Here is a 20,195-nt window from a genome sequence, read left to right as displayed (position 1 = left end):
CCGGCTGGGGTGCCGGACTGGGCTACGCCGGCGCTCGGTGCGCCTGATTGAGCCAGGATCGTCGACACCGGCGCCACGGGGTCGTACACGGGCTGAGGCTCAGTGGGCTCCGGCCCGGCAGGCTGAGGCCCGGTGAGCTGCGGACCAGCGGGCTGAGGCCCGGCGGGCTGAGGGCCAACGAACAGGGGCTCCGTGAACTGGGGGTTGGCGGGCTGGGGGCCAACGAACACGGGCCCGGTGGGCCGAGGATTGGTGAGCTGAGGGTTGGCGGGCTGCGAGCCGGCGGACCGCGGGCCGACAGGCTGCGGGCCAACGAACACGGGCCCCGTGAACTGGGGGCTTGCGGGCTGGGGGCTTGCGGGCTGGGGGCCGGCAGGCTGGGGGCCGGCAGGCTGGGGGCCGGCAGGCTGGGGGCCGGCAGGCTGGGGGCCGGCAGGCTGGGGGCCGGCGGTCATCGGCTGGGTGGTGGTGGTGTTCGTGGCCGGAGTCGAGATCGGGCTGCCCGCCGACTTGGCCGGACCGTCGGTCGCCACCGGCTGACCGTCGGTGGCCGGCATGCCCAGCACCGATCCGCCCGGCTCAGGCGGAGCCGCCGGTCCGAACAGGAAACTGTCGAGCGAGCCAACCGTCATCGGGACGCCCGCCCACGAGCCACCGACCACCCGGCCGACCGCCATCGGCGCGCCCGCCTGCGGAGCACCCTTCGCGGTCGCCGCGACCGGAGCCCGCGTTGCGAAAGACACCGCCACCGGACCACCAGCCACGGGGCTACCCACCACCGGGCTGCCCAGCACGGGGACACCCGCCACCGGGCTGCCCACCACGGGGCTACCCACTACGGGGCGACCCGCCACGGGGCCACCCGCCATCGAGCCACCCGCCCTCGAGCCACCCAGCGTCGAGTCACCCAGCGTCGAGCCGGTCACCGCAGGGACGACCGCCTTCGAGGCATTCGCCATCGGACCGCCCAGCGTCCAGCCGGTCGCCGCAGGGACGACCGCCTTCGAGGCACCCGCCTGCGGAACACCTGTCGCTGTAGCCGTTACTGGAGCTCTCGCGGCGGAAGTCACCACTGTCGGGCCGCCCACCACCGGAACACCCACCATCGGGCCGCCCGTCGTCGGCACACCCGCCACCGGAACACCCGCCACCGGCGCACCCCCCGCCGGAACACCCGCCACCGGCGCACCGCCTGCAGGGACACTCGCGGCCGGGGCGCCCGCCGTTGGCGCGCCCTCCATCGGGGCGCCGGCCCTTGGGGCACGCTCGCTCGTCCGGGCCGTAGAAGCTGTCGGCGTTCCGGCTGCTGGGCTTCCCGCTGCGGGCGAGTCCGCCACACGCGAGGCCTTGGCCGGGGCAGCAGCAGCGGCAGCGGCAGGCGCGCAAGAGGCTTCGGCCAGGCGGATGGTGCCGAGGTCCACGGCGTCCTCGTCGGCACCCGTCGCCGACAGGGTGGCCTCGACCACGGCGCGCGCGCCTCTGGCGTCCGCCTGTTCGTGCTTCGAAACCGAGACCGCGACGGTCGCACCGCCCTCGACGGGGACCGACGCCGGGACGGCGCCGACATCAACCGGCGAGCCGCCGACGCGCAGACCCGTTACCGTGACGTCCGCGAGTGGGCGGGATCCACCGCTCCGCGGGCAGATGACCTCGGCGCGGACCTGGTCCAGCGCGAGGATCGCGGTGTCGAGCGCGGCGACCTCGAGGCTCCCGAGCACCGCGGTCGCCCGCGACTCGGTGGCGCCCCGGACCGCCTTGACGGTCGTCGCAGTGCCGTGCGCCGACAGCGTGCCGGAGTTCGCGCTGACCGCCACTCCGCCGCGGCTGCGCTCCCCCGGGCGTCCCGGCGCCTCCGCCGTCACGCCGCTGCGGGACAGCGCCGCGAACCGGACCGGCCGCGTGCTGTTCGTACGCCCGCTGTCCGACGAGTCGCTTCCGCCGCCTCCGGTCCCGCGCTTCGTGCGTGCCGACGTGGTGCCTTTCGAGGCGTGGCGGTCGGCGGCCTGGGTCGATTCGGTCCGCGACCGGGCGGTTCCTGCCCCCACCGTCGGCGGCACCAGTGCGTCCGACCGCGACACCTCGGGCGCCTCCGACCGCGAGGTCGTGCGGCCCGATCGGGAACCGGCCGGCTTCCCGGCGTCCACGGAGGACGCCCGCGAGCCAGGCCCAGCCGAGCGGCTCGCCGCCGCCGTCGACGCACCCGCCGCGTGCCCCGCGTTCGTACCCACCGCGTGGATCCCGTCCACCACGTCGATCCCGTCCACCGCGGCCGCCGCCGTATCCACCGCACCGGCGTCAGCCGCCGGGGCCGCCGACCCAGGTGCCTTCGCCGAATCCGGTGTCCCGGCCCGGATCTCCGCCGCACGGAAGTCCACCGCCAGTACCCGAGCCGTCGCGTCGCCCGCCGCGTGCACGGCCGGGTGCGCGAGCGCGCTCGACACCAGCGGCGTCCCGGTGACCGTGCTCGCACTCGCCGGCCGCTCCGCGACCGCCAGTACCAGCGCCATCGCACAGGGCACGGCGATCAGCACCGCTTTCAACCCCGCGGTCAGCCCACTGCTCATCCTCGCCCGCGGCGGCGCGTGCCGCCCCCGCGGATGGCGCGTGCGACGCATCCTCGCCCCTCTCGGGTAGCTCCTGCCCGCCCGGAACAGCGGGAACGTCAGCCCCCGCGCACCCCAGACACACCCGGCACCCAGCACCAGCAGGACAACGCCCCCCAGCGCCAAGCCATCGATACCGAACCCGGTGACGTCCGTCCCGGTCGTCGGCAGCCAGTTCGACCCACCGTTGTCGGCCCGGTGGTGGTACGGCCCGGCGCCCCCGCCCGACGGCTTCTCCCCGGAATCGCCGCCGCCGGTGTCCGGCTCCGCGGCCGCGGCCGCGAACATCACGTCCGCGTCGGTGCTGCCGTCCGGTGTGGTCAGCGTCGCGACCTGCTTGCCCGCCGGGCAGGCCGGTGCGACGAACGACGCCGTCGTTCCGTCCGCGGACACGGTCACCTCGGACGCCGGGACCGTGTGACCACAGATCACCACGGTGGTCTGGCCCGGAACGAAGTTCTGCCCGATGACCGTGACCTTCCCGCCGGGCGGAACCTTGGCCGGCCTGACCCCGGTGTCGACCGGCGGCTCGGGGGTCGGCTCGCCGCCGTCGTCCCCGTCGACGGTGTCGCCACCACCCGGTTTCCCGCCGCCGGTGCTCCCGCCGCCGGTGTTCCCCCCGCCGGTGTTCGTCGTGTAGTACGTGTACGTCAGCGGCTGCGCCGGCACGCCCCCGGTCGCGACGACCACGAAGACGTCACCGACGGCGTGCGCCGGTGCGTCCGCGGTCAGCGTCTGCGCGCTCGTGACCTTCACGTTCGTCGCCGCGACGCCGTCGAACGTCACCGTCGTGGTGGGGTCGAAGCCGGTACCGGTGATCGTGACGGTCGTCCCGCCGGTCGTCGGACCGGTCGTCGGCGTCATTCCGGTCGCCGATGGCCCGGACGCGTAGGTGACGTCGTTCGTGGACGCCGCGTCCTGACCGGGCAGGATCACCTGGAGGTCCGCGACGGTACCGGCCGGGTTGGGCGGCGCCTTCGCGACGACCTGCGAGTTCGGCGTCCCCGCAGCAGCCCGAACCGGGCCCGCGGCCCGGACCAGACCCGCGGCCCGCGTCAGACCCGCAGCCCCGGTCAGGCCCGCGGCCTTGGTCAGACCCGCGGCCCGCGTCGGACCCGCAGCCCCGGTCAGGCCTGCGGCCCGAACCAAACCCGCAGCCCGCACCGACGACGAACTCGTCATCGCCTTGGCCGAGACCAGCGTGCCGGCCTGGCCGTTGAACGTGACGCCGACCGCGCCCTGCAGGTTGACGCCGTTGATCGTCACCAGCGTGCCGCCGGTGATGTTCGCGTACGGCGGCACGACCGAGGTGATCGCTGGCGGCGTGTACTGGATCGTTCCGGCCTTCTTGGTGCTCCGGTCGGAGAAGACCAGCAGGACGTCCTTCGTGCCCTGCTCGTGCGGCGGGGACGTGACCGTCACCCTGGTCGCGGTCGCCGAGACGTCGGACCCGGCCAGGTTGTCGAACACCACGCCGGTGACGCCGGCCAGACCGGACCCGGTGATCGTCACCCGCGACCCGCCGTACGTCGGGATCTGCGCCGGGCTGAGCGAGGCCGGCGTCGCCGCGTCGGACGCCGGGGGAACAGTCGCCGCGACGTACGTGTAGCCGCCGGCCGATTTCGCGTCCCGGCCCGGCAGCGTCACGACGACGTCCACCGCGCCGGCCGAGTGGCTCGGCGTCGTCACGGTGACCGACGTGCCGTCGTTCGCCACGTTGATGTTCAGGCCCGCGATGCCGTCGAACCGCACCGCGGCGGCCATCCCGAGCCCGGTGCCGGTCACGGTGACGATCGAGCCGCCGTTGACCGTCCCGGAGTTCGGGTTGATCGCGGTGATCGTCGGGGCCACGTACGTGACCGTGCCGACCTTCTTGTTCCCGGCCGGGAACTCCAGCGTGACGTCCACGTCTCCGGCGTCCTCAGTGGCCGGAACGCTCGCGGTCAGCGACCTTCCCGCGCTGTTGACCTGGACGTTGGTCGCGGCGGCCCTTCCGACCAGGACGCGGGACACGTAGTTGAGGCCGGTGCCGAAGATCTCCAGCGTCGCGCCACCGGAGGTGGCCGACGTTTCGGCGGAGACCGTCGCCGTGGTCGAACTGCCGTCGGCGAGGTAGGTGAACTTCGCCGGAGCCGGCGACTGACCGGGCTCCTCGACCGTGATCACGGCGTCGCCGACCGTCCCCGGCGGCGTCAGGAACGCGATCCGGATGCCGTCCCCGCTCGCCGTGAACTGCACCGGCTGACCGTTGACCTTCACGCTGGTCGCCGCACCGAGACCGGTACCGGTCAGCACGACCGGCGTGCCGCCGGACTCGACGCCGGTCTGCGGCGACACCGAGGTGACCACCGGGGTGTCGTACTTCAGCGCCGGCGCCGAGATGCTGCCCCGCGGGAACAGCACGACGACGTCGGCCGTGCCGTCACTCGACGGCGGCGCGGTGACGACGAGCGTCTTCCCGTCCGGGGACGCGGACGTGATCGTCCCCGGAACACCGTCGAACGTCACCTGGGTGGCGTCGTCGAGACCGGCGCCGGTCAGCGTCACGGTCCCACCGGACGCCGGGACCGACGTCGGATCGAGCCCGGTCACCTCCGCACCGGTGCCGTCGGCGAGGTAGGTGAACGTCTCCTTCGGAGGCGACTCAGCGGCGTAGCGCAGGACGACGTCCGCGTCGCCCGGCGTTCCCGGCGGGGTCGTGAACGTCATCCGGGTGCCGGCCGGGTTGATCACCGGCGTCACTTCCTTGCCACCGACGAGGACGTTCTGCACCCCGCCGAGCGCGAACCCGTCGATCGTGATCTCGGTGCCACCGGCGGCCGGGCCGCTGGACGGCGACATGCTCGTGATCGTCGGGCCGCTGTAGTAGAAGCCGCGCGGCACCGTGCTCGACACCAGGCCGGCCGTGAGGACGACGTCGGCCGGCCCGGAGCCGGTCGCCGTGACGTCCGGGCTGAGCACCGTGAGCACGGACGCGGTACCGCCGGCCAGAATCGTCGCGGGCTGCCCGCGGAACGTCACCGAGGTGACGTCACCGAGGTTGGAGCCGGTGATGACGACGGCCGTGCCGCCGCCGACCGGGCCGAACGCCGGCAGGATCGTGTCGACGACCGGCGCGTCCGCCGCGCGGTAGGCGTAACTGGCCGCCAGCGTGGCGTCGCGGCCGGGCAGCTGGACCGTGATGCCGACGACCGCGGCGTTGTTGACGGCGGGCGTCCGCGCGCTCAGCGTGTTACCGGAGTCGCTGACCGCGACAGCGGTGGCCTCCTGGCCGCCGACCAGCACTTTCTCGGTACCGGTGAAGCCGATCCCGGTGATCGTGATCAGCGTGTTGCCGGCCAGCGGGCCCTGCTGGGGGAACACGCCGTAGATCGCGGGCGCGTAGTAGACGATCGTGCCGCCCGCGGCTGTTCCACCCGGGAACCAGATCGTCACCGGCACCTGGCCGGAGTCCTCCATCGGCGGCGCGGTGACCGTGATCTGAGTTCCGTTCGGGGAGACGACAAGGTCGGCGCCCTCGCCCGGCCCGACCTCGGGCCCGGAGACCGGCTTCGATCCGACGCCGAACGTCACCGCGGTCGCGCCGTCGAAGTTCGTGCCCTGCAGGGTCACGGTGCCGCCCGCCGTCGGGATGCGCCCCGGGCTGAGGCTGGTGACCGTGGTGTTGCTGCCGTCCGGGACGTACCGGTACGCGTCCTTGCGGACGGCGTCCAGGCCCGGCAGCGTCACCGTGACGTCGACCGGACCGGCGGCGTGGGCCGGTGCGGTCACCCGGACCGCGGAGCCCGCCGGGTCGGCGTCGGTGATCGTCGCGGCCTGGCCGCCGAGTGTGACCGCGGCGGCGTCGGCCAGGCCGCTACCGAGGACGACCACCGTGTTCGCGCCCGACACCGAGCCGGACGCCGGGCTCAGCGCGCGGATCACCGGTGCGACGTACTGCAGCTGCGCGGCCGAGACCGCGGAACCGTTCGGTGTCACGACCGCGACGTCGACCAGTCCGTCCACCTCGGACGCCGGGACGTTCGCGCGGACCTGGGTCGCGGTCGGCGTGCCCTCGATCGTCGCGGGCTTGCCGCCGATGGTCACCGAAGTGGCACCGTCGAGGTTGCTCCCGGTGATCGTGATCACCTCGCCACCGGCCGTCGGGCTGGACGCCGGCGACATCCCGGTGACGGTCGGCGGCGGGAGCGGCGAGTACGTGAACCCGCCGACGTAAGTGGCGTCCAGGCCCGGCAGCACCACGACGACGTCCACCGTGCCGGCGGCGTGCCTCGGCACGGTCGCGGTCACCGTGCCGTTCTGGTCCACGGCGAAGTCCGTGGTCGGCTGCCCGTCGATGGTGACCGCGGTCGCGGCGCCGAGGCTCTTGCCGGAGATCCGGATCTGGGTGCCGCCGTCCACGTAGCCGCGGTCCGGCGCCACCTGGGTGATCGTCGGTCCGACGTACACCGCGGTGCCGCCGGGGTGGGTGCCCTTCGGGAACTGGGTGACGACCGGCGCCGGGCCGGCCGACTCGCGGGCCGGCGCGGTCGCGGTCAGCGAGGTGCCCTCGGCGTTGACCGAGACGTTCGTCCCGGGGGTGCCGCCGAACGTGATCCCGGTGGCCCCGGTCAGGTTCGTGCCGGTGACCGTCACCTGGCCACCGGACGTGGCCACCGACGGCGCGATGTTCGTGACGGTCGCGTTCGAGCCGTCGGCGACGTACGTGTACGTGAGCGGGTCCGGGTCGGAACCGGCGACGGCGACCTCGACCTTCGCCGGGCCCGCCCTACCGGCCGGCGTCGTGAACGTCAGCGTCGTGTCGTCGACCTTCTGGAACGTCACCGGCGTGCCGCCGACTTCCACCGAGGTGGCGGTGCCCAGCAGCGTGCCCGTGAGCGTCACGCTGGTGCCGCCGGCGACCACGCCGTTGTCCGGGCTGACCGACGTCAGCTTCGGGCCCTCGTACGTGTATCCGTTCGGCAGGACGCCGGTGCCCGCGGCCGACGTGACCGCGATGTCGACCGGGCCGGTCTGCTCGGACGGCGGGGTCGTCACGGTCAGGTTCGTGTCCGAGTTGACGGTGTAGTTCGGCGCGGGCGTGCCGTCGAACGTCACCGCGGTCACGCCGGTGAAGTTCGCGCCGGTCAGCGTGATCGTCTCGCCACCGCCGGACGAACCGGTGCCGGGGATCACGGCGCTCACCCGCGGAGCCAGCGGCTCGACGTACCCGTACCCGCCGGTCGAGGTCGCGTCGGCGCCGGGTAGCTCGACCACGACGTCGACGACACCGCTGCCGTGCGCGGGCGAGGTCACCTTCAGGCCGGTCGCGGTGACCTCGAGAATCGTCGCCTCGATCCCGTCGAACGTCACGCGGGTCGCGGCGTTCAGCCCGGTGCCGGTGATCGTCACCGTGTCACCGCCTGCGGTCGGCCCCTGTCCGGGCTTGATCGAAGCGATCTTCGGAGCGGTGTACGTGATCGGATCGGCCGTCACCTTGCCGGCCGGGAACGAGAGGACGACGGGGGCGTCACCGGGCGTGGCGGTCGGCGGCGCGGTGAACGTGATCGTCGTGTCGTCGGCCGAGTACGTGGTGATCGGCGTGCCGTTCACCGTGATGCCGGTGACGTCACCCAGCCCGGTGCCGGTGATCGTCACCGGTCCGCCGCTGGTCGGCAGCGTGTCCGGGGCGACGTCGGTGATCGACGCGCCCGAACCGTCGTTCTGGTAGGTGTAGCCGCTGGTCGCCGTCGCGTCCGCACCCGGTAGCACGACGACGACGTCGACCGGGCCGGGTGCGTGGGCCGGGACCGTCGCCTGGATCCCGGTGCCGGCCGTGTTGACGCTGAATTCGGTCGCCGGCTTGCCGCCGAACGTGACGTCGGTGGCCCCGGTGAAGTTCGTGCCGGCGATCGAGACGACGGTGGTGCCGGCCGCGGGGCCGCTGACCGGGTTCACGCCGGTGATCGTCGGGAGCTGGTAGGTGATGTTTCCCGCCTGCGCGGTGCCGAACGGGTACTCGACGACGACCGGGACGTCACCGCCGGTCTCGCGGGTCGGCGCGGTGACCGTGATCAGGGTGCCGGCCGGGTTGACGGTCATGCCGGTGCCGGCGAAGCCGTGGAACAGCACGTCGGACGCGCCGGTCAGGTTCGTGCCGGAGATCGTCACCTTCTTGCCGGACGTCGCGATCGTGCTCGGGTCGACTCCGCTGACCCTCGCGGTCGAGCCGTCGTACAGGTACGTGTACGTGAGCGGCGCCGGATCCGCGCCGGCGACCTGAACCGTGACCGGGGCGTCGCCCGGCGTGCCGACCGGGACGTTGAAAACGAGGTGGGTGTCCGTGCGGCTGAGGATCGTGCCGTCGGTGTCACCGACCTTGACTCCGGTGGCCGTGGCCAGACCGGTGCCGACGAGTTCCACGTTCGGGCTACCGGACTGCGGCCCCGACGACGGGCTGATGGCCGTCAGCGTCGGGCCGACGTACGTGAAGCCCTGCGGGAGCGCCCCGGACAAGTGGTCCGACGTGGTCAGCGCGATGTCGACCGGCCCGGTCTTCTCGGAGACCGGCGTCCGCACGGTGATCGACGTGTCGGTCGGGCCGCTGACGATCGTCGCCGCCGAGCCACCGATCGTGGCCGCGTCGACGTTGGTGAAGTTCGTGCCGGTGAGCACCAGGTCGGTTCCGCCGACCGTCGACCCGCTCGTCGGCGACACCTGCGACGGCGACGGCGAGCTCGGTGCCTGGTACGAGTAGCCGCTGCTCAGCGTCGCGTCCAGGCCGGGCAGCGAGACGACGACGTCGACGACGCCCGGCGCGTGGGCGGGCGCAGTCGCGGTGATCGACGTCCCGTCGGCGCTGACCGTGACGTTCGTCGCCGGGGTGCCACCGAACGTGACGCCGTCGGCACCGGTCAGGCCTTTGCCGTTGATCGTCACCGCGGTGCCCGCGGTCTCCGGGCCCTGCGACGGCACGACGGCGTCGACGCTCGGCGCGAGGTAGGTGTAGTTGCCCGCGTTGACGGTGCCGGCCGGGAACACCACGGTCACCGGCGTCGCCCCGGCCTTCTCGGAGCGGGGGATCGTTCCGGTGATCCGGGTGCCGTCCGGGCTCACGACCACGTCGGTCGCGGTGGTGTCGCCGATCTTCAGGCCGGTGGCGGTGCTGAGCTTGGACCCCGTCAGCGTGAGTTTCGTGCTGCCGGACGTGTAACCGGACGGCGGAGACGGCGCGCTCACGGTCGCGTCCGACCCGTCGGCCAGCGCGGTGAACGTCAACGGCGGTGAACTTCCGCCGCCGGCGGAGGTGACGACGACGTCCTGCGGCCCGACGGTCATCTGCGGGGTGGTGAACGTGACCTGGGTGCCGTCGCCGGAGACGTTCGTGACGGTGGCCGGGAGGCCGCCGACGGTCACCGAGGTGGCGCCGGGCACGAAGCCGGAGCCCTTGACCGTGACCGAGGTGCCGCCCGACTGCTTGCCCGACGGAGGGTCGAGGCTGGTGGTGACCGTGGCCGGCACCGCGGGCTTCTGGCAGGTGGCGGTCGCGAGCGCGATCGAGCCGAGGCTCACGTCGATGCCGAGGTCGGCGGTCAACTTGAGCGAGATCGACAGCGCGGTGGCGTTCGCGGAACCGGCGGTCGTGTTCTCGACCCGGGAGACGGTCGCCGCGAGCTTGGCGTTGAGCAGCCCGGGCACCGAGACGCTCAGCCCCGGGATCACCTGCGGCGCGCCGACCGAGACGTTGACGGCCTTACCGAGCACGTTCACCCCGGCCAGCGAGGTCTTGACGGTCTGGGGGCCGCTGGCCGGGCAGACAGCCTCAGCGGAGATCACACCGTTGGGGCCGGTGTCGAGGATCGAGGTGTTTCCCAGCCCCGCGATGCTGATGCCGCTGATCTGCGACTTGGCCGACGAGCTCACGGTCGACCGGGTCGCGGTGATCGAGTCGACCTTGGCCCCGACCGTCACCGCCGAGCCCGCGTCCGTGCCCAGGTTCACGGTGGTGTCGGTGGCGGTGCCACCGGCGGCCGGCGCGTCCGCCTTGCCGAGCACGGTGTTGAGCGTCAGCAACTGGAGGCCGGCGACCTTGGCGCCGAGACCGACGACGATGCCGCGGGCCGCCGCGTCGCCCGCTGCGGCCTCGGCGCGCGTGCCCGGTACCTGTCCGAGGACACCGCCGATCAGAAGCGCAACGACGGCAAGGCCGAACCAGCGGAGGACCTGCTTCGGTGCCGCATTGCCGGACGCAGCGGTCTTCGAGTCCCGTCCCCACCGACGGGCCGAACTCCCCAGTTGCATAGTCGCAACTTACGTAAAAGGGCGATATCCCGGTAAGTGAGTAAACGGGTGCAATTCAGGTGCAGAAATAGCGTCAGTTTCGCGCGTACATCACATCGGTGGCGCACACTTCGAAACCGAGGTTGTCATACAAATTTACGGCCCGCGGATTTGATTCGTCGACATAAAGCGTGCCCTCGGTCGCGCCGGTGCGGGCCAGGTATTCCAGCCCGGCGATCGTCAGCGCCTTACCGAGCTTCAGGCCCTGCGCATCCGGGTCGACGCCGACCACGTAGACCTCGCCCTCCGGCCCCGGCGTCCCGTCCGCAGCGGGCTCGCGCTTGGTCCAGTGGAACCCGAGCAGCCGCTGCGGGTCGTCGGACGGTACCGCCAGCAGGAATCCCTCCGCGTCGAACCACGGTTCGCGCTGCCGCAGCTCGAGGTCGTGGTGCGTCCATTTTCCCTGCTCAGGGTGGGTGGCGAAGGCTCGTGCGTTCACGCGCAGCCAGGCCGCGTCGTCCGTCCCCACGACAAAAGACCTGAGGCGGACGCCATCCGGCAGAGCAACCGGGGGCAGCGATCCGGTCAACGGGCGGCACATCTTGAACAGGACCCGGGAGCGTTCGAGCCCCAGCGTGTGCGCCAGCGATTTCGCCGCCGGGTTGTCGCCGTGCGCCCAGATCGCCAGCGGAGTGCCGACCGCGTCGAGAACGGCGTCGAGGAGTTGTCGTCCGAGGCCTTTTCCGCGGAACGCGGGATGTATTACCACTTCCGCCGACGCATTCGTGGGTTCCGGAGTGATCTGCGCGTAGCCGACGATTCCGGTGTCCGAGCGCACGAAGAGATGTACGACGTCCGGGTAGTCGGCCGGATTGCGCAATGCCAATAGCGTCTGCTCGGAAAGCGGCCCGACCCCGTCGGTCGCCGCGGCGGCGTCAGCGAGCGCGAGTACCGCTTCGATGTCTTCCGGGGTGTGGTCCACGACTCAACCCTAAACACACGAAGGGCGCCCGACGGGCGCCCTTCGATGTGCGGTACCGCTCAGACGACGGTGAGTACCGGCTCGTGATCGGGGAGGGTGCGCGGCGGCGGCGTCACGAACTTGTAGCCGACCTGACGCACGGTGCCGATCAGCGCCTCGTGCTCGCTGCCGAGCTTCGCGCGCAGACGTCGTACGTGTACGTCGACGGTGCGGGTGCCGCCGAAGTAGTCGTAGCCCCACACCTCGCGCAGCAACTGGTCTCGGGTGAACACCCGGCCCGGGTGCTGGGCCAGGAAGCGGAGCAGCTCGAACTCCTTGTACGTGAGGTCGAGCGGGCGGCCCTTGATGCGGGCCGAGTAGGTCTGCGGGTCGATCACCAGCTCACCGGCGCGGACGACGCCCGGCTCGTCGTCGGCCGCGTCGTTGCCGTTCTTGCCGGTCGCGAGACGGAGGCGAGCCTCGACCTCGGCCGGACCGGCGGAGGTGAGCACGATGTCGTCGACGCCCCACTCGGCGTTGAGCGCGACCAGACCGCCCTCGGTGAGCACGGCGAACAGCGGAACGGTCAGCCCGGTCGTGCGCAGCAGGCGGCAGGTGGAGCGGGCACCGGCGAGGTCGCCGCGCGCATCCACCATGACCGCGTCGGGGGTCGGACCCCCGAGCAGCGCCTTGAGGTCTCGAGGTGCGGTGCGGACCGTGTGTCCCAGAAGATCCAGGGCAGGAAGAACGGTCGCGGCCTCGGCTTCGACGCCGGCCGTCATAAGGAGGATTTCCATGGGCCACCTCCGGGTGATTGATCCGGTCGGGCGGCGCTGCCCAGTTCAAACCCCGAGATGAGCGGCCCGGAGCGTTACGAGGAGGATAACAACAGTGAACAGCGGAGAACCGGTGCTCCTCCTCACAGAGGATAAAGTTCACCTGTTCGGTTCGTGGTGGGCAACCACATCGGCGGGCGATTCGACAACTTTGATCGTGTTGGTCCCGGGTTTCACCGGGCACGCGCGCATTGCCGCCGTGCGTCGTCTCGTCGTCCGGCTCCGACGCCGGGCCGACATCCTGGTCGTCGAACTGCGTGGGCACGGGCGCAGCGAGGGTCGCTCGACGATGGGCACGAACGAAGTTCTGGACGTGGCCGCGGCCGTCGAGTGGGGCCGGGCACGGGGATACGACCGGGTCGTCACGCTCGGGTTCTCGTTCGGCGCGGCCGTCGTGCTCTGCCACGCGGCGCTGCGCCAGGCCCCCGGCGAACGAGTGGACGCGGTCGCGGCAGTGAGCACGCCGTCGCGGTCGTTCGTCCGTGACACCCCGCCGATGCGGGCGGTGCACGTGCTGGTCGAGAGCGTGCCCGGACGGATCGTGGCCCGCACCGTGTTCAAGGTGCGGCTGGCACCACTGACGTCTGACATCCCACCGCAGCCGCTGGAACTGGTGCACCGGATCGCTCCCACCCCGATCCTGCTCGTGCACGGCCGGGCCGACCACTACTTCCCGATCGAGCACCCGCTGGCGCTGGCCGCCGCGGCCGGGGACAACGCCACCGTCTGGCTCGAAGACGGGTTCGCCCACGCGGAGAACCGCCTGCCGGTCGCGCTCGCCGACCGCCTCGGGTGGTGGCTGACGGAGGCGGACGTTCCAATGGCCCGGTGATCACCAGGAGTGCGAACCGGGTCTGGCACGATCGTCTTCGTGCAGCCGCGCCCCAACTCGGAACCGCTCGACTCGGAACGGCCTGACGTGGAAGACCACCCGGATGCGGAGCAGCCCCCGGCCGCGGGCCGGGCCTCCCGCGGCCCGAGTGCGGCCGCGGTCGCCGGGCTGACCGCGCTGATCGCCGGGGCGGTCCTCGCCGGGGCCGCGTTCGCCGGTCCGGTGCCGTACGCGGTCGCGATCCTGGTCGAGCAGCTCGCGCTGGTGGGTATCTGGTGCGTGGTCACGCGTCCGCCGGGGCTCGCAGGCACGGTCGCGGTCGGGATCCTGACCGCGATCGCCGCCGACGTCGTCGCGCTGACGACCGGCGAACGCGGCGCCGGCTCGCTGGTCGCGGTGCTCGCGTGCGCGTTCGGCGCGACCACGTTCACCCAGCTCGCCCGCGGTGCCGCGCGGCGCAACGTCACCGAATCGTTCGGCGGGACGCTGACCGTGGCCGTCGCCGCGATCGCGCTGGCCACCACCGTGACGCTGCGGCGCACCGAAGGCACAGACGGCCCGGACCTGGTCGCCCTGATTTTTCTTTCCGCCGCACTCGGCATGGTCGTCGCCCGGGTGACCGACCTGGTGCTGCCGCGGCCGGCCGCGCGCCCCGACGTACCGCGGGGGCTGACCGGCCTCGCGCTGGGCAGCGCGCTGGCGGCCGGCGGATCCGCGCTCGCGGCGGCCGACTGGCTGGACCTGTCGGTCGGGACGGCGACGCTGGTCGGCTGGCTGGTCGGCACCGCCGCGGTGCTGGCCGACCTGGCCGTCGACTTCGCCCGGGCCGGCCGGCTGGCGGCGGGTACCCGGGCGACCGGCGGCACCGCCGGAGCCGCGCTCGGCCCGCTGGTCGCCTTCAGCGTGGCCGCACCGATCGGATATCTCGTCGGCCTCTCGCTCTGAAATTTGCTCCGACGGGGTAATACGTCGTACCTACTGGCACTGCGACCTCGGAGGTAAACAGGTGGCCGACAGGCGACGGCGGGCAACCGGATGTCTGGCGATCCTGCTGGTCTTGGCCATCATCGTCTGCGGGGTGGGCTGGTTCGCCGACCATGCGCTGGCCAACGTCGTCGAGCGGCGGCTCAACACCGCGGTCGCCGACAACCTGCGGCAGAACGGCACCCCGGCCGCGACCACGGACGTGCAGGTCGTCGGCTTCCCGTTCGTGACCCAGCTGATCTCCGGCGACTTCGACGGCGCCGATGTTCACCTGACCGGCGTCAAGACCCCCGAGGGAGCGATCGACAAGGTCGACGTGAAGCTGCGGGACGTGGCGATCCCGCGGGACGTGCTGCGCGGCGCCCAGCCGCACGACATCACGGCGAAGACGGTCACCGGCACCGGACAGCTGTCCGTCGCCCAGATCGCCGACCGCTTCAACCTGAGCGGGCTGAAGCTGCAGAGCTCGGGCTCCGCGGTCCGGGCCACGCTCCCGGTCGAGGTGCCGGTCGTCGGGACGATCGACGTGAGCGCCGACGTCACGCCCAAACTCAGCGGCAACCAGCTCACGTTCGACGTCGCGAACGTGAGCGCGGCCGGCGTGAGCGTGCCGAACTCGGTGGTCCGGGAGCTGTCCGCGCAGTTCGCGAAGCCGGTCGAGCTCGCGCTGCCGTTCGCGGTGAAACTCGAGCGGGTCGCGGCCAGCAACGGCAACCTCATGGTGACCGGCACCGCGAGAAACGTCGCCCTGGTGAAATAGCGCGGGCGCCGGCCGGTGTTGGGTCGTCATGGACCTCTGGGTGCGGATCCTCATCCTGCTGGCGGTGCTGGTGGTCGCGACCGCCGGTGGCCTGATCTGGCGCGTCCGATCCGGCCGGGTCCGTCAGCGCGACGAGGGGGAACCGCAGGTGTGGGACGAACTGGGCATTCAGCCGGAGACCGCCGCCGTCACGCTGGTCCAGTTCTCCTCCGCGTTCTGCGCGCCCTGCCGCGCCACCCGGCGGATCCTGACCGACGTCGCCGGGCGCCTGCCGGACGTGCACCACGTCGAGATCGACGCCGAATCCCACTTGGACGCCGTACGCGCACTGGACGTGCAGAGCACCCCGACCACCCTGCTGGTGGACCGGAACGGACGCATCGCGGGCCGGGCCGTGGGTCAGCCGCGTCGTGACGAGGTTCTCGCGGCAATAGGTCCATTCCTGCCGAACGAGTAGGAATTGCACGCCACCGCACGAGTTGTCCCGCACATCAGGAGCATCATCCCGCATTTCGGGACGGCGAGCCGACGGGGTTTGCTACGCTGACCAGCATGAGCTCCCTGCTCACCAAGCGCCGCGCGGTGGACCTGTGCCGCGTCGGTAGCTGCCTGTGTCGCCCGGCCTGACGCCGGGCGATGCTCTCTGCGCTCTTCGAGTGACATCGCCCTGACCCCCCGTTTCACGTGGACGTCAGGTCTTTTTGATGTCAGGAGTGCCATGTCCCCACCTCCCCTCCGACCGGCTTCGGTCGATCCGCGCGGCCCCCGGTTCGCGGCCTGGATCACGACCGTCGTGCTCGCGGTCGTCCTGTTGACCGGCAACGGCTGGCTGCTGGCCGCACAAACGCTGGTGTTCGCGCTCGGTGCCTTCGTCGGGCTGGGCGCCGCCCCGTACGCGGTGCTCTACCGGACGCTGGTCGCGCCCAGGCTGGCGCCGCCCACCGAGCGTGAAGACTCGACCCCGGTGCAGTTCGCCCAGGGCGTCGGCTTCGCGTTCGCGCTGGCCGGCTCACTCGGCTACCTCCTCGGCGACCCACTCGTCGGCGTCGTGGCCACCGCAGCGGCTCTCCTCGCGGCGTTTCTCAACGCCGCGTTCGGGCTCTGCCTCGGTTGTCTCGCGTACCTTCGCGGTCGACTGTTGATCCACCGCTTCACGTCCTGACCCACCCACCTCTCGCCACACACGAAGGAGTGTCTGAATGAGCCGCGATTCCGCGCTCGTCTCGACCGACTGGGCCGAGAAGAACCTGAACGCCGAGAACACCGTCTTCGTCGAGGTCGACGAGGACACCACGGCGTACGACAACGGGCACATCCCCGGTGCGATCAAGCTCGACTGGAAGACCGACCTCCAGGACCCGGTACGCCGGGACTTCGTCAACAAGGAGCAGTTCGAGGCGCTGCTCTCCAGCCGGGGCATCGGCAACGACGACACCGTGGTGCTCTACGGCGGCAACAACAACTGGTTCGCCGCCTACGCGTACTGGTACTTCAAGCTCTACGGCCACGAGGCCGTGAAGCTGATCGACGGTGGCCGCAAGAAGTGGGAACTCGACGGGCGCGAGCTCGTCAAGGACGTGCCCTCGCGCGCGGCCGCCAGCTACACCGCCAAGGAGCAGGACAGCTCGATCCGGGCGTTCCGCGACGAGGTCGTGGCTTCGATCGGCGTCCAGAACCTGGTCGACGTGCGCTCGCCCGACGAGTTCTCCGGCAAGCTGCTGGCACCGGCGCACCTGCCGCAGGAGCAGTCGCAGCGGGGCGGCCACATCCCGACCGCGGTGAACGTGCCGTGGAGCAAGGCCGCGAACGAAGACGGGACTTTCCGGTCCGACGACGAACTTCGCAAGATCTACGCCGAGGCCGGGCTGGACGACAGCAAGGACACGATCGCGTACTGCCGCATCGGCGAGCGGTCGAGCCACACCTGGTTCGTGCTGCAGGAGCTGCTCGGCCACCAGAACGTCAAGAACTACGACGGTTCGTGGACCGAATACGGTTCGCTGATCGGCGTCCCGATCGAGAAGGATGTCTGAGTATGTGCGGAGCACCTGAGCAGGGCACGGATCTGAGCACCGAGGGCATCGACACCACGAAGGAGACCGTGATCCAGGGCGTCGTGACCGCCGGCGACGGTTCGCCGGTGCCGAGCGCGTTCGTCCGGCTCCTCGACTCGACCGGCGAGTTCACCGCCGAGGTGGTGTCGTCCGCGACCGGGCAGTTCCGCTTCTTCGCGGCGCCGGGCCAGTGGACGGTGCGGGCACTGCACGCCAGCGGCAACGGCCAGACGGACGTCGCCGCCGACAAGGGCGTCAACCAGGCCAGCCTCGTACTGGCCTGAGCTGATTCTCCCGAAGGCCCGTCCGGTCGGTGTACCGGACGGGCCTTCGTCTTTACCCTGAACGTATGACCGCTGGGCGCGACGACGCGCCCCGGGAGGAAGACCGCCACCACAGCCGAGCGCCCGCGTACTGGGACGACGAGGACGGGTCCGGCGCCGCTTCCGTCTCGGGCGCCGATGTGCTGGGCACGAGCGTCTGGGATACCGCTCCGCGGCGCCGCCGGACGGCGTCGGCACCGGAGCCGGACGAGGCTCCCGAGCCGGTCGGCGACACCGGCTCCGCCCCCGAATCGGACGCGGTTTCGACAGCGGTGGCCGAAGCCGGCGGCCCGGTGCGGCCCGAGCGGCCGCGGCCCGCAGCGGTGGCCAGGGTCGAAAACTGGGCCCGGGCCCGATCGGCGCGCCTGCTGTGGATCTCGGCGTTCGTCGTCGGCCTGCTCCTCGGCGGTGCCGCCATACACAGTTGGGACGCCGAGCGGGCTGCCGCCGCCCGCCGGGACACCGTGATCCTCGGCGCCCGGGTGGCCCAGGACGCGGCCAGCAGCGCGAACTGGACCGGCGCCCGCCAGCCCTGGACGCTCCGCATCGTCGTCACGAACCTCGGGCCGTCCGAGGTCCGGATCCAGGCCGCCCACCTGGACGACAAGCGGTACCGGTCGCAGCTGCGGTCGGTCAGCCAGGGCGTGAAGGTCCGCTCCGGGCAGGAGACCTGGATCTCGATGGACGTCATGCACTCGTGCTCGACCGGCGGCCCGGTGAACGCACCGCGCCAGGTCGTGCTGGCCGTGACGCTCAACGGGCGCCCGCAGCAGAACGTCCCGGTCCGCCTCGCCGACGACGGCACGCTGTTCGTGGACACCGCACGCCAGAAGTGCCAGGGCCCGGAGAACGAGTTCTGGACGAACGCCGAACTGGCCGGCACCCCGGCCGAACTGACCGACGAGATCGTGATCCCGCTGCGCATCCGCCAGGCGCCCAACAACGGCCTCGCGGTCCGCGAGATCCGCACCGCGACGCCCGGTCTCTCGGTGGTGGCGGCGCCGTTGCCGGCCGGCTTCGTCGAAGACGTGACCCCGCGGATCACCGTGCGCTGGTCGGTCGCCGACTGCTCGCTGGCCAGACACTTGAACTACGCCGAGGTCGCGATCAGCGCGACGATCCAGCTCGAGTCGAGCGGCGAATCGATCAAACCGACGGTCACGCTGGACGCGAATGCCGTGCTGGCGATCGTCCGCTTCGTCACCAGAAAGTGCGGGTGAGCGTCCTAATAGACCAGAGCCTGCACCTGGTCGGCGAGGATCTCCTCGACGAAGACGGCCGCGCCGGCGATCCGCACTCCGGGCAGCACGTCGGCCTCCTCGATCGACCGGCGGGCCGCGCACTGGGTGCAGAGGGTCACCCGGCCGGTCGTCAGAAGTCCGTCGAGCAGGTCGGCCAGCGGGGCGGAGTGCGGCAGGTCGAACTCGGCGGCCCGACCGGGCAGCGCGAACCACGACGACTCACCGGTGAGCCAGAGCGAGACCTCGGCGCCGGACGCCAGCGCGGTCGCGGCCACCGTGAACGCCTGCGCGCAGCGTTCGGGAGCGTCTGCCCCTGCTGTCACCTTGACCACCAGCGAGCGGCTCATGACCAGACCTTAGCTAGACTCCGACCGTGCTCGAGACCTTTTTCCTGGTGCTGCTGATCGCGGCGTTCCTGTTCATCGCATGGTTCGGTGGCTACGTCGTGTACCGCCTCTACCAGGGTCAGCGCTGACGATGAGCGATCCGGCCGGCTACCCGTACGAGGAGACGCACGACCTCCGTACCGGGCCGAACCTGCACGAGTCGCTCCTCGGGCTGCTCCCGTACATCGGGGTGTGGCGCGGCACCGGCAAGGGCGGGTACCCCGACATCGACGATTTCGACTACGCGCAGGAGGTGCGGTTCAGCCACGACGGCCGTCCGTTCCTCGCGTACGAGGCGCGGTCCTGGATCATCGACGCCGAGGGCAGGCCGATCCGCCCGGGGGCGCGCGAGGTCGGGTGGTGGCGGCAGCCCACGGAAGACACGGTCGAGGTGCTGCTCACCCACCCGACGGGGTTCGTCGAGGTGTACGTGGGAGAGATCGACGGTCTGAAGGTCGAACTGAGCACGGACGCAGTGGTGCGCACCGCGACGGCCAAGGAAGTCTCGGCGAACCACCGTCTCTACGGAATCGTCGAGGGCGATCTGCTCTACGCCGTGGACATGGCCGCCACCGGCCACGACCTGACCCCCCACCTGAGCGCCAGACTAAAACGCATCGCAGGCTGAACACGCCCAAGCGCCGCTGAACGCGCGTCAGCGCCGTTGCTCTGACCTGGAGCCCGTCCAGAACGACGCTGACATCCGCGCCACTCGACGCCGCGTATCATTCATACTCAAGTCGGGTGGCGCGGCTGTCAGCGTCGTTCTGGACGGGCCGTGCAACATAAAAAGCCCCTCGGGCCATGGCTCCGGTGCTAGAGCACCGGGTCGGTCGGACGAGTCCGACGGCCCGAGGGGTCGGTGGTTACCTTGGATTGCCGCACCGCCGTCTCACGTGCACAAGGCGACGGTCGGACCGAAGTCCGAGACGGCGGCTAGGAAGTAGCCACCTCAC

The 20,195-nt window shown here is 71.6% G+C and carries 14 protein-coding genes; 10 read left to right on the top strand and 4 right to left on the bottom strand.

Annotated elements, in window-relative coordinates:
* The 3 genes from ACIBZJ_RS31045 to ACIBZJ_RS31035 all read right to left on the bottom strand — a co-directional run.
* Positions 1–10,883 (bottom strand): IPT/TIG domain-containing protein (locus tag ACIBZJ_RS31045; protein ID WP_395935864.1); only part of this gene is annotated, 10,883 nt, incomplete at its 3' end.
* A 73-nt stretch (positions 10,884–10,956) separates the two neighbouring features.
* On the bottom strand, positions 10,957–11,844 hold the full coding sequence (mshD, locus tag ACIBZJ_RS31040; protein WP_395935863.1) for a mycothiol synthase: 888 nt from the start codon (positions 11,842–11,844) through the stop codon (positions 10,957–10,959).
* 59 nt (positions 11,845–11,903) lie between these two features.
* Complete coding sequence (locus ACIBZJ_RS31035; RefSeq protein WP_395935862.1) at positions 11,904–12,620, bottom strand: winged-helix domain-containing protein; 717 nt, start codon at positions 12,618–12,620, stop codon at positions 11,904–11,906.
* 196 nt (positions 12,621–12,816) lie between these two features.
* On the opposite strand from ACIBZJ_RS31035, the gene ACIBZJ_RS31030 reads away from it, so the two are divergent.
* The 9 genes from ACIBZJ_RS31030 (at position 12,817) to ACIBZJ_RS30990 (ending at position 18,832) form a co-directional block, all read left to right on the top strand.
* Positions 12,817–13,491 carry an alpha/beta hydrolase gene (locus ACIBZJ_RS31030; protein WP_395935860.1) on the top strand — a complete coding sequence of 225 codons (675 nt, stop codon included), beginning with the start codon at positions 12,817–12,819 and terminating at the stop codon, positions 13,489–13,491.
* Between the two features lie 39 nt (positions 13,492–13,530).
* On the top strand, positions 13,531–14,436 hold the full coding sequence (locus tag ACIBZJ_RS31025; RefSeq protein WP_395935858.1) for a hypothetical protein: 906 nt from the start codon (positions 13,531–13,533) through the stop codon (positions 14,434–14,436).
* A gap of 112 nt (positions 14,437–14,548) precedes the next feature.
* Complete coding sequence (locus ACIBZJ_RS31020; protein ID WP_395935856.1) at positions 14,549–15,235, top strand: DUF2993 domain-containing protein; 687 nt, start codon at positions 14,549–14,551, stop codon at positions 15,233–15,235.
* Between the two features lie 28 nt (positions 15,236–15,263).
* A complete protein-coding gene (locus ACIBZJ_RS31015; RefSeq protein ID WP_395935854.1) occupies positions 15,264–15,692 on the top strand; it encodes a TlpA family protein disulfide reductase in 429 nt (142 codons plus the stop codon).
* 95 nt (positions 15,693–15,787) lie between these two features.
* Entirely contained in the window at positions 15,788–15,862 is a 75-nt protein-coding gene (locus ACIBZJ_RS31010) for an Ms5788A family Cys-rich leader peptide (protein ID WP_395936274.1), read from the top strand.
* A 91-nt stretch (positions 15,863–15,953) separates the two neighbouring features.
* The gene (locus ACIBZJ_RS31005; RefSeq protein ID WP_395935852.1) at positions 15,954–16,397 is read left to right on the top strand and encodes a DUF4395 domain-containing protein; all 444 of its coding nucleotides are present in this window, start codon (positions 15,954–15,956) and stop codon (positions 16,395–16,397) included.
* A 37-nt stretch (positions 16,398–16,434) separates the two neighbouring features.
* Entirely contained in the window at positions 16,435–17,268 is an 834-nt protein-coding gene (locus ACIBZJ_RS31000) for a sulfurtransferase (protein ID WP_395935850.1), read from the top strand.
* A 2-nt stretch (positions 17,269–17,270) separates the two neighbouring features.
* Complete coding sequence (locus tag ACIBZJ_RS30995; protein WP_395935848.1) at positions 17,271–17,573, top strand: DUF1416 domain-containing protein; 303 nt, start codon at positions 17,271–17,273, stop codon at positions 17,571–17,573.
* Positions 17,574–17,638: 65 nt separating this feature from the next.
* A complete protein-coding gene (locus ACIBZJ_RS30990; RefSeq protein WP_395935846.1) occupies positions 17,639–18,832 on the top strand; it encodes a hypothetical protein in 1,194 nt (397 codons plus the stop codon).
* 5 nt (positions 18,833–18,837) lie between these two features.
* Here the strand turns inward: ACIBZJ_RS30990 and ACIBZJ_RS30985 are convergent, their stop codons facing one another.
* On the bottom strand, positions 18,838–19,200 hold the full coding sequence (locus ACIBZJ_RS30985) for a DsrE family protein (RefSeq protein ID WP_395935844.1): 363 nt from the start codon (positions 19,198–19,200) through the stop codon (positions 18,838–18,840).
* Positions 19,201–19,330: 130 nt separating this feature from the next.
* Here ACIBZJ_RS30985 and ACIBZJ_RS30980 point away from each other — a divergent pair, with 130 nt between their 5' ends.
* Positions 19,331–19,867, top strand: a complete 537-nt coding sequence (locus tag ACIBZJ_RS30980) for an FABP family protein (protein ID WP_395935842.1) — start codon at positions 19,331–19,333, stop codon at positions 19,865–19,867.
* Positions 19,868–20,195: the final 328 nt, after the last annotated feature.

This window comes from Cryptosporangium sp. NPDC051539, assembly GCF_044454545.1.
Taxonomy (GTDB): domain Bacteria; phylum Actinomycetota; class Actinomycetes; order Mycobacteriales; family Cryptosporangiaceae; genus Cryptosporangium.
Note: the sequence above shows the minus strand (reverse complement) of the source record. Positions and strands in the feature narration are given on the sequence as shown.

Coding starts and splice junctions, on each gene's coding strand:
- ACIBZJ_RS31035 (WP_395935862.1), bottom strand. CDS start 12,620: ATGGAAATCCTCCTTATGACGGCCGGCGTCGAAGCCGAGGCCGCGACC.
- ACIBZJ_RS31015 (WP_395935854.1), top strand. CDS start 15,264: ATGGACCTCTGGGTGCGGATCCTCATCCTGCTGGCGGTGCTGGTGGTC.
- ACIBZJ_RS31005 (WP_395935852.1), top strand. CDS start 15,954: ATGTCCCCACCTCCCCTCCGACCGGCTTCGGTCGATCCGCGCGGCCCC.
- ACIBZJ_RS31000 (WP_395935850.1), top strand. CDS start 16,435: ATGAGCCGCGATTCCGCGCTCGTCTCGACCGACTGGGCCGAGAAGAAC.
- ACIBZJ_RS30995 (WP_395935848.1), top strand. CDS start 17,271: ATGTGCGGAGCACCTGAGCAGGGCACGGATCTGAGCACCGAGGGCATC.
- ACIBZJ_RS30990 (WP_395935846.1), top strand. CDS start 17,639: ATGACCGCTGGGCGCGACGACGCGCCCCGGGAGGAAGACCGCCACCAC.
- ACIBZJ_RS30985 (WP_395935844.1), bottom strand. CDS start 19,200: ATGAGCCGCTCGCTGGTGGTCAAGGTGACAGCAGGGGCAGACGCTCCC.
- ACIBZJ_RS30980 (WP_395935842.1), top strand. CDS start 19,331: ATGAGCGATCCGGCCGGCTACCCGTACGAGGAGACGCACGACCTCCGT.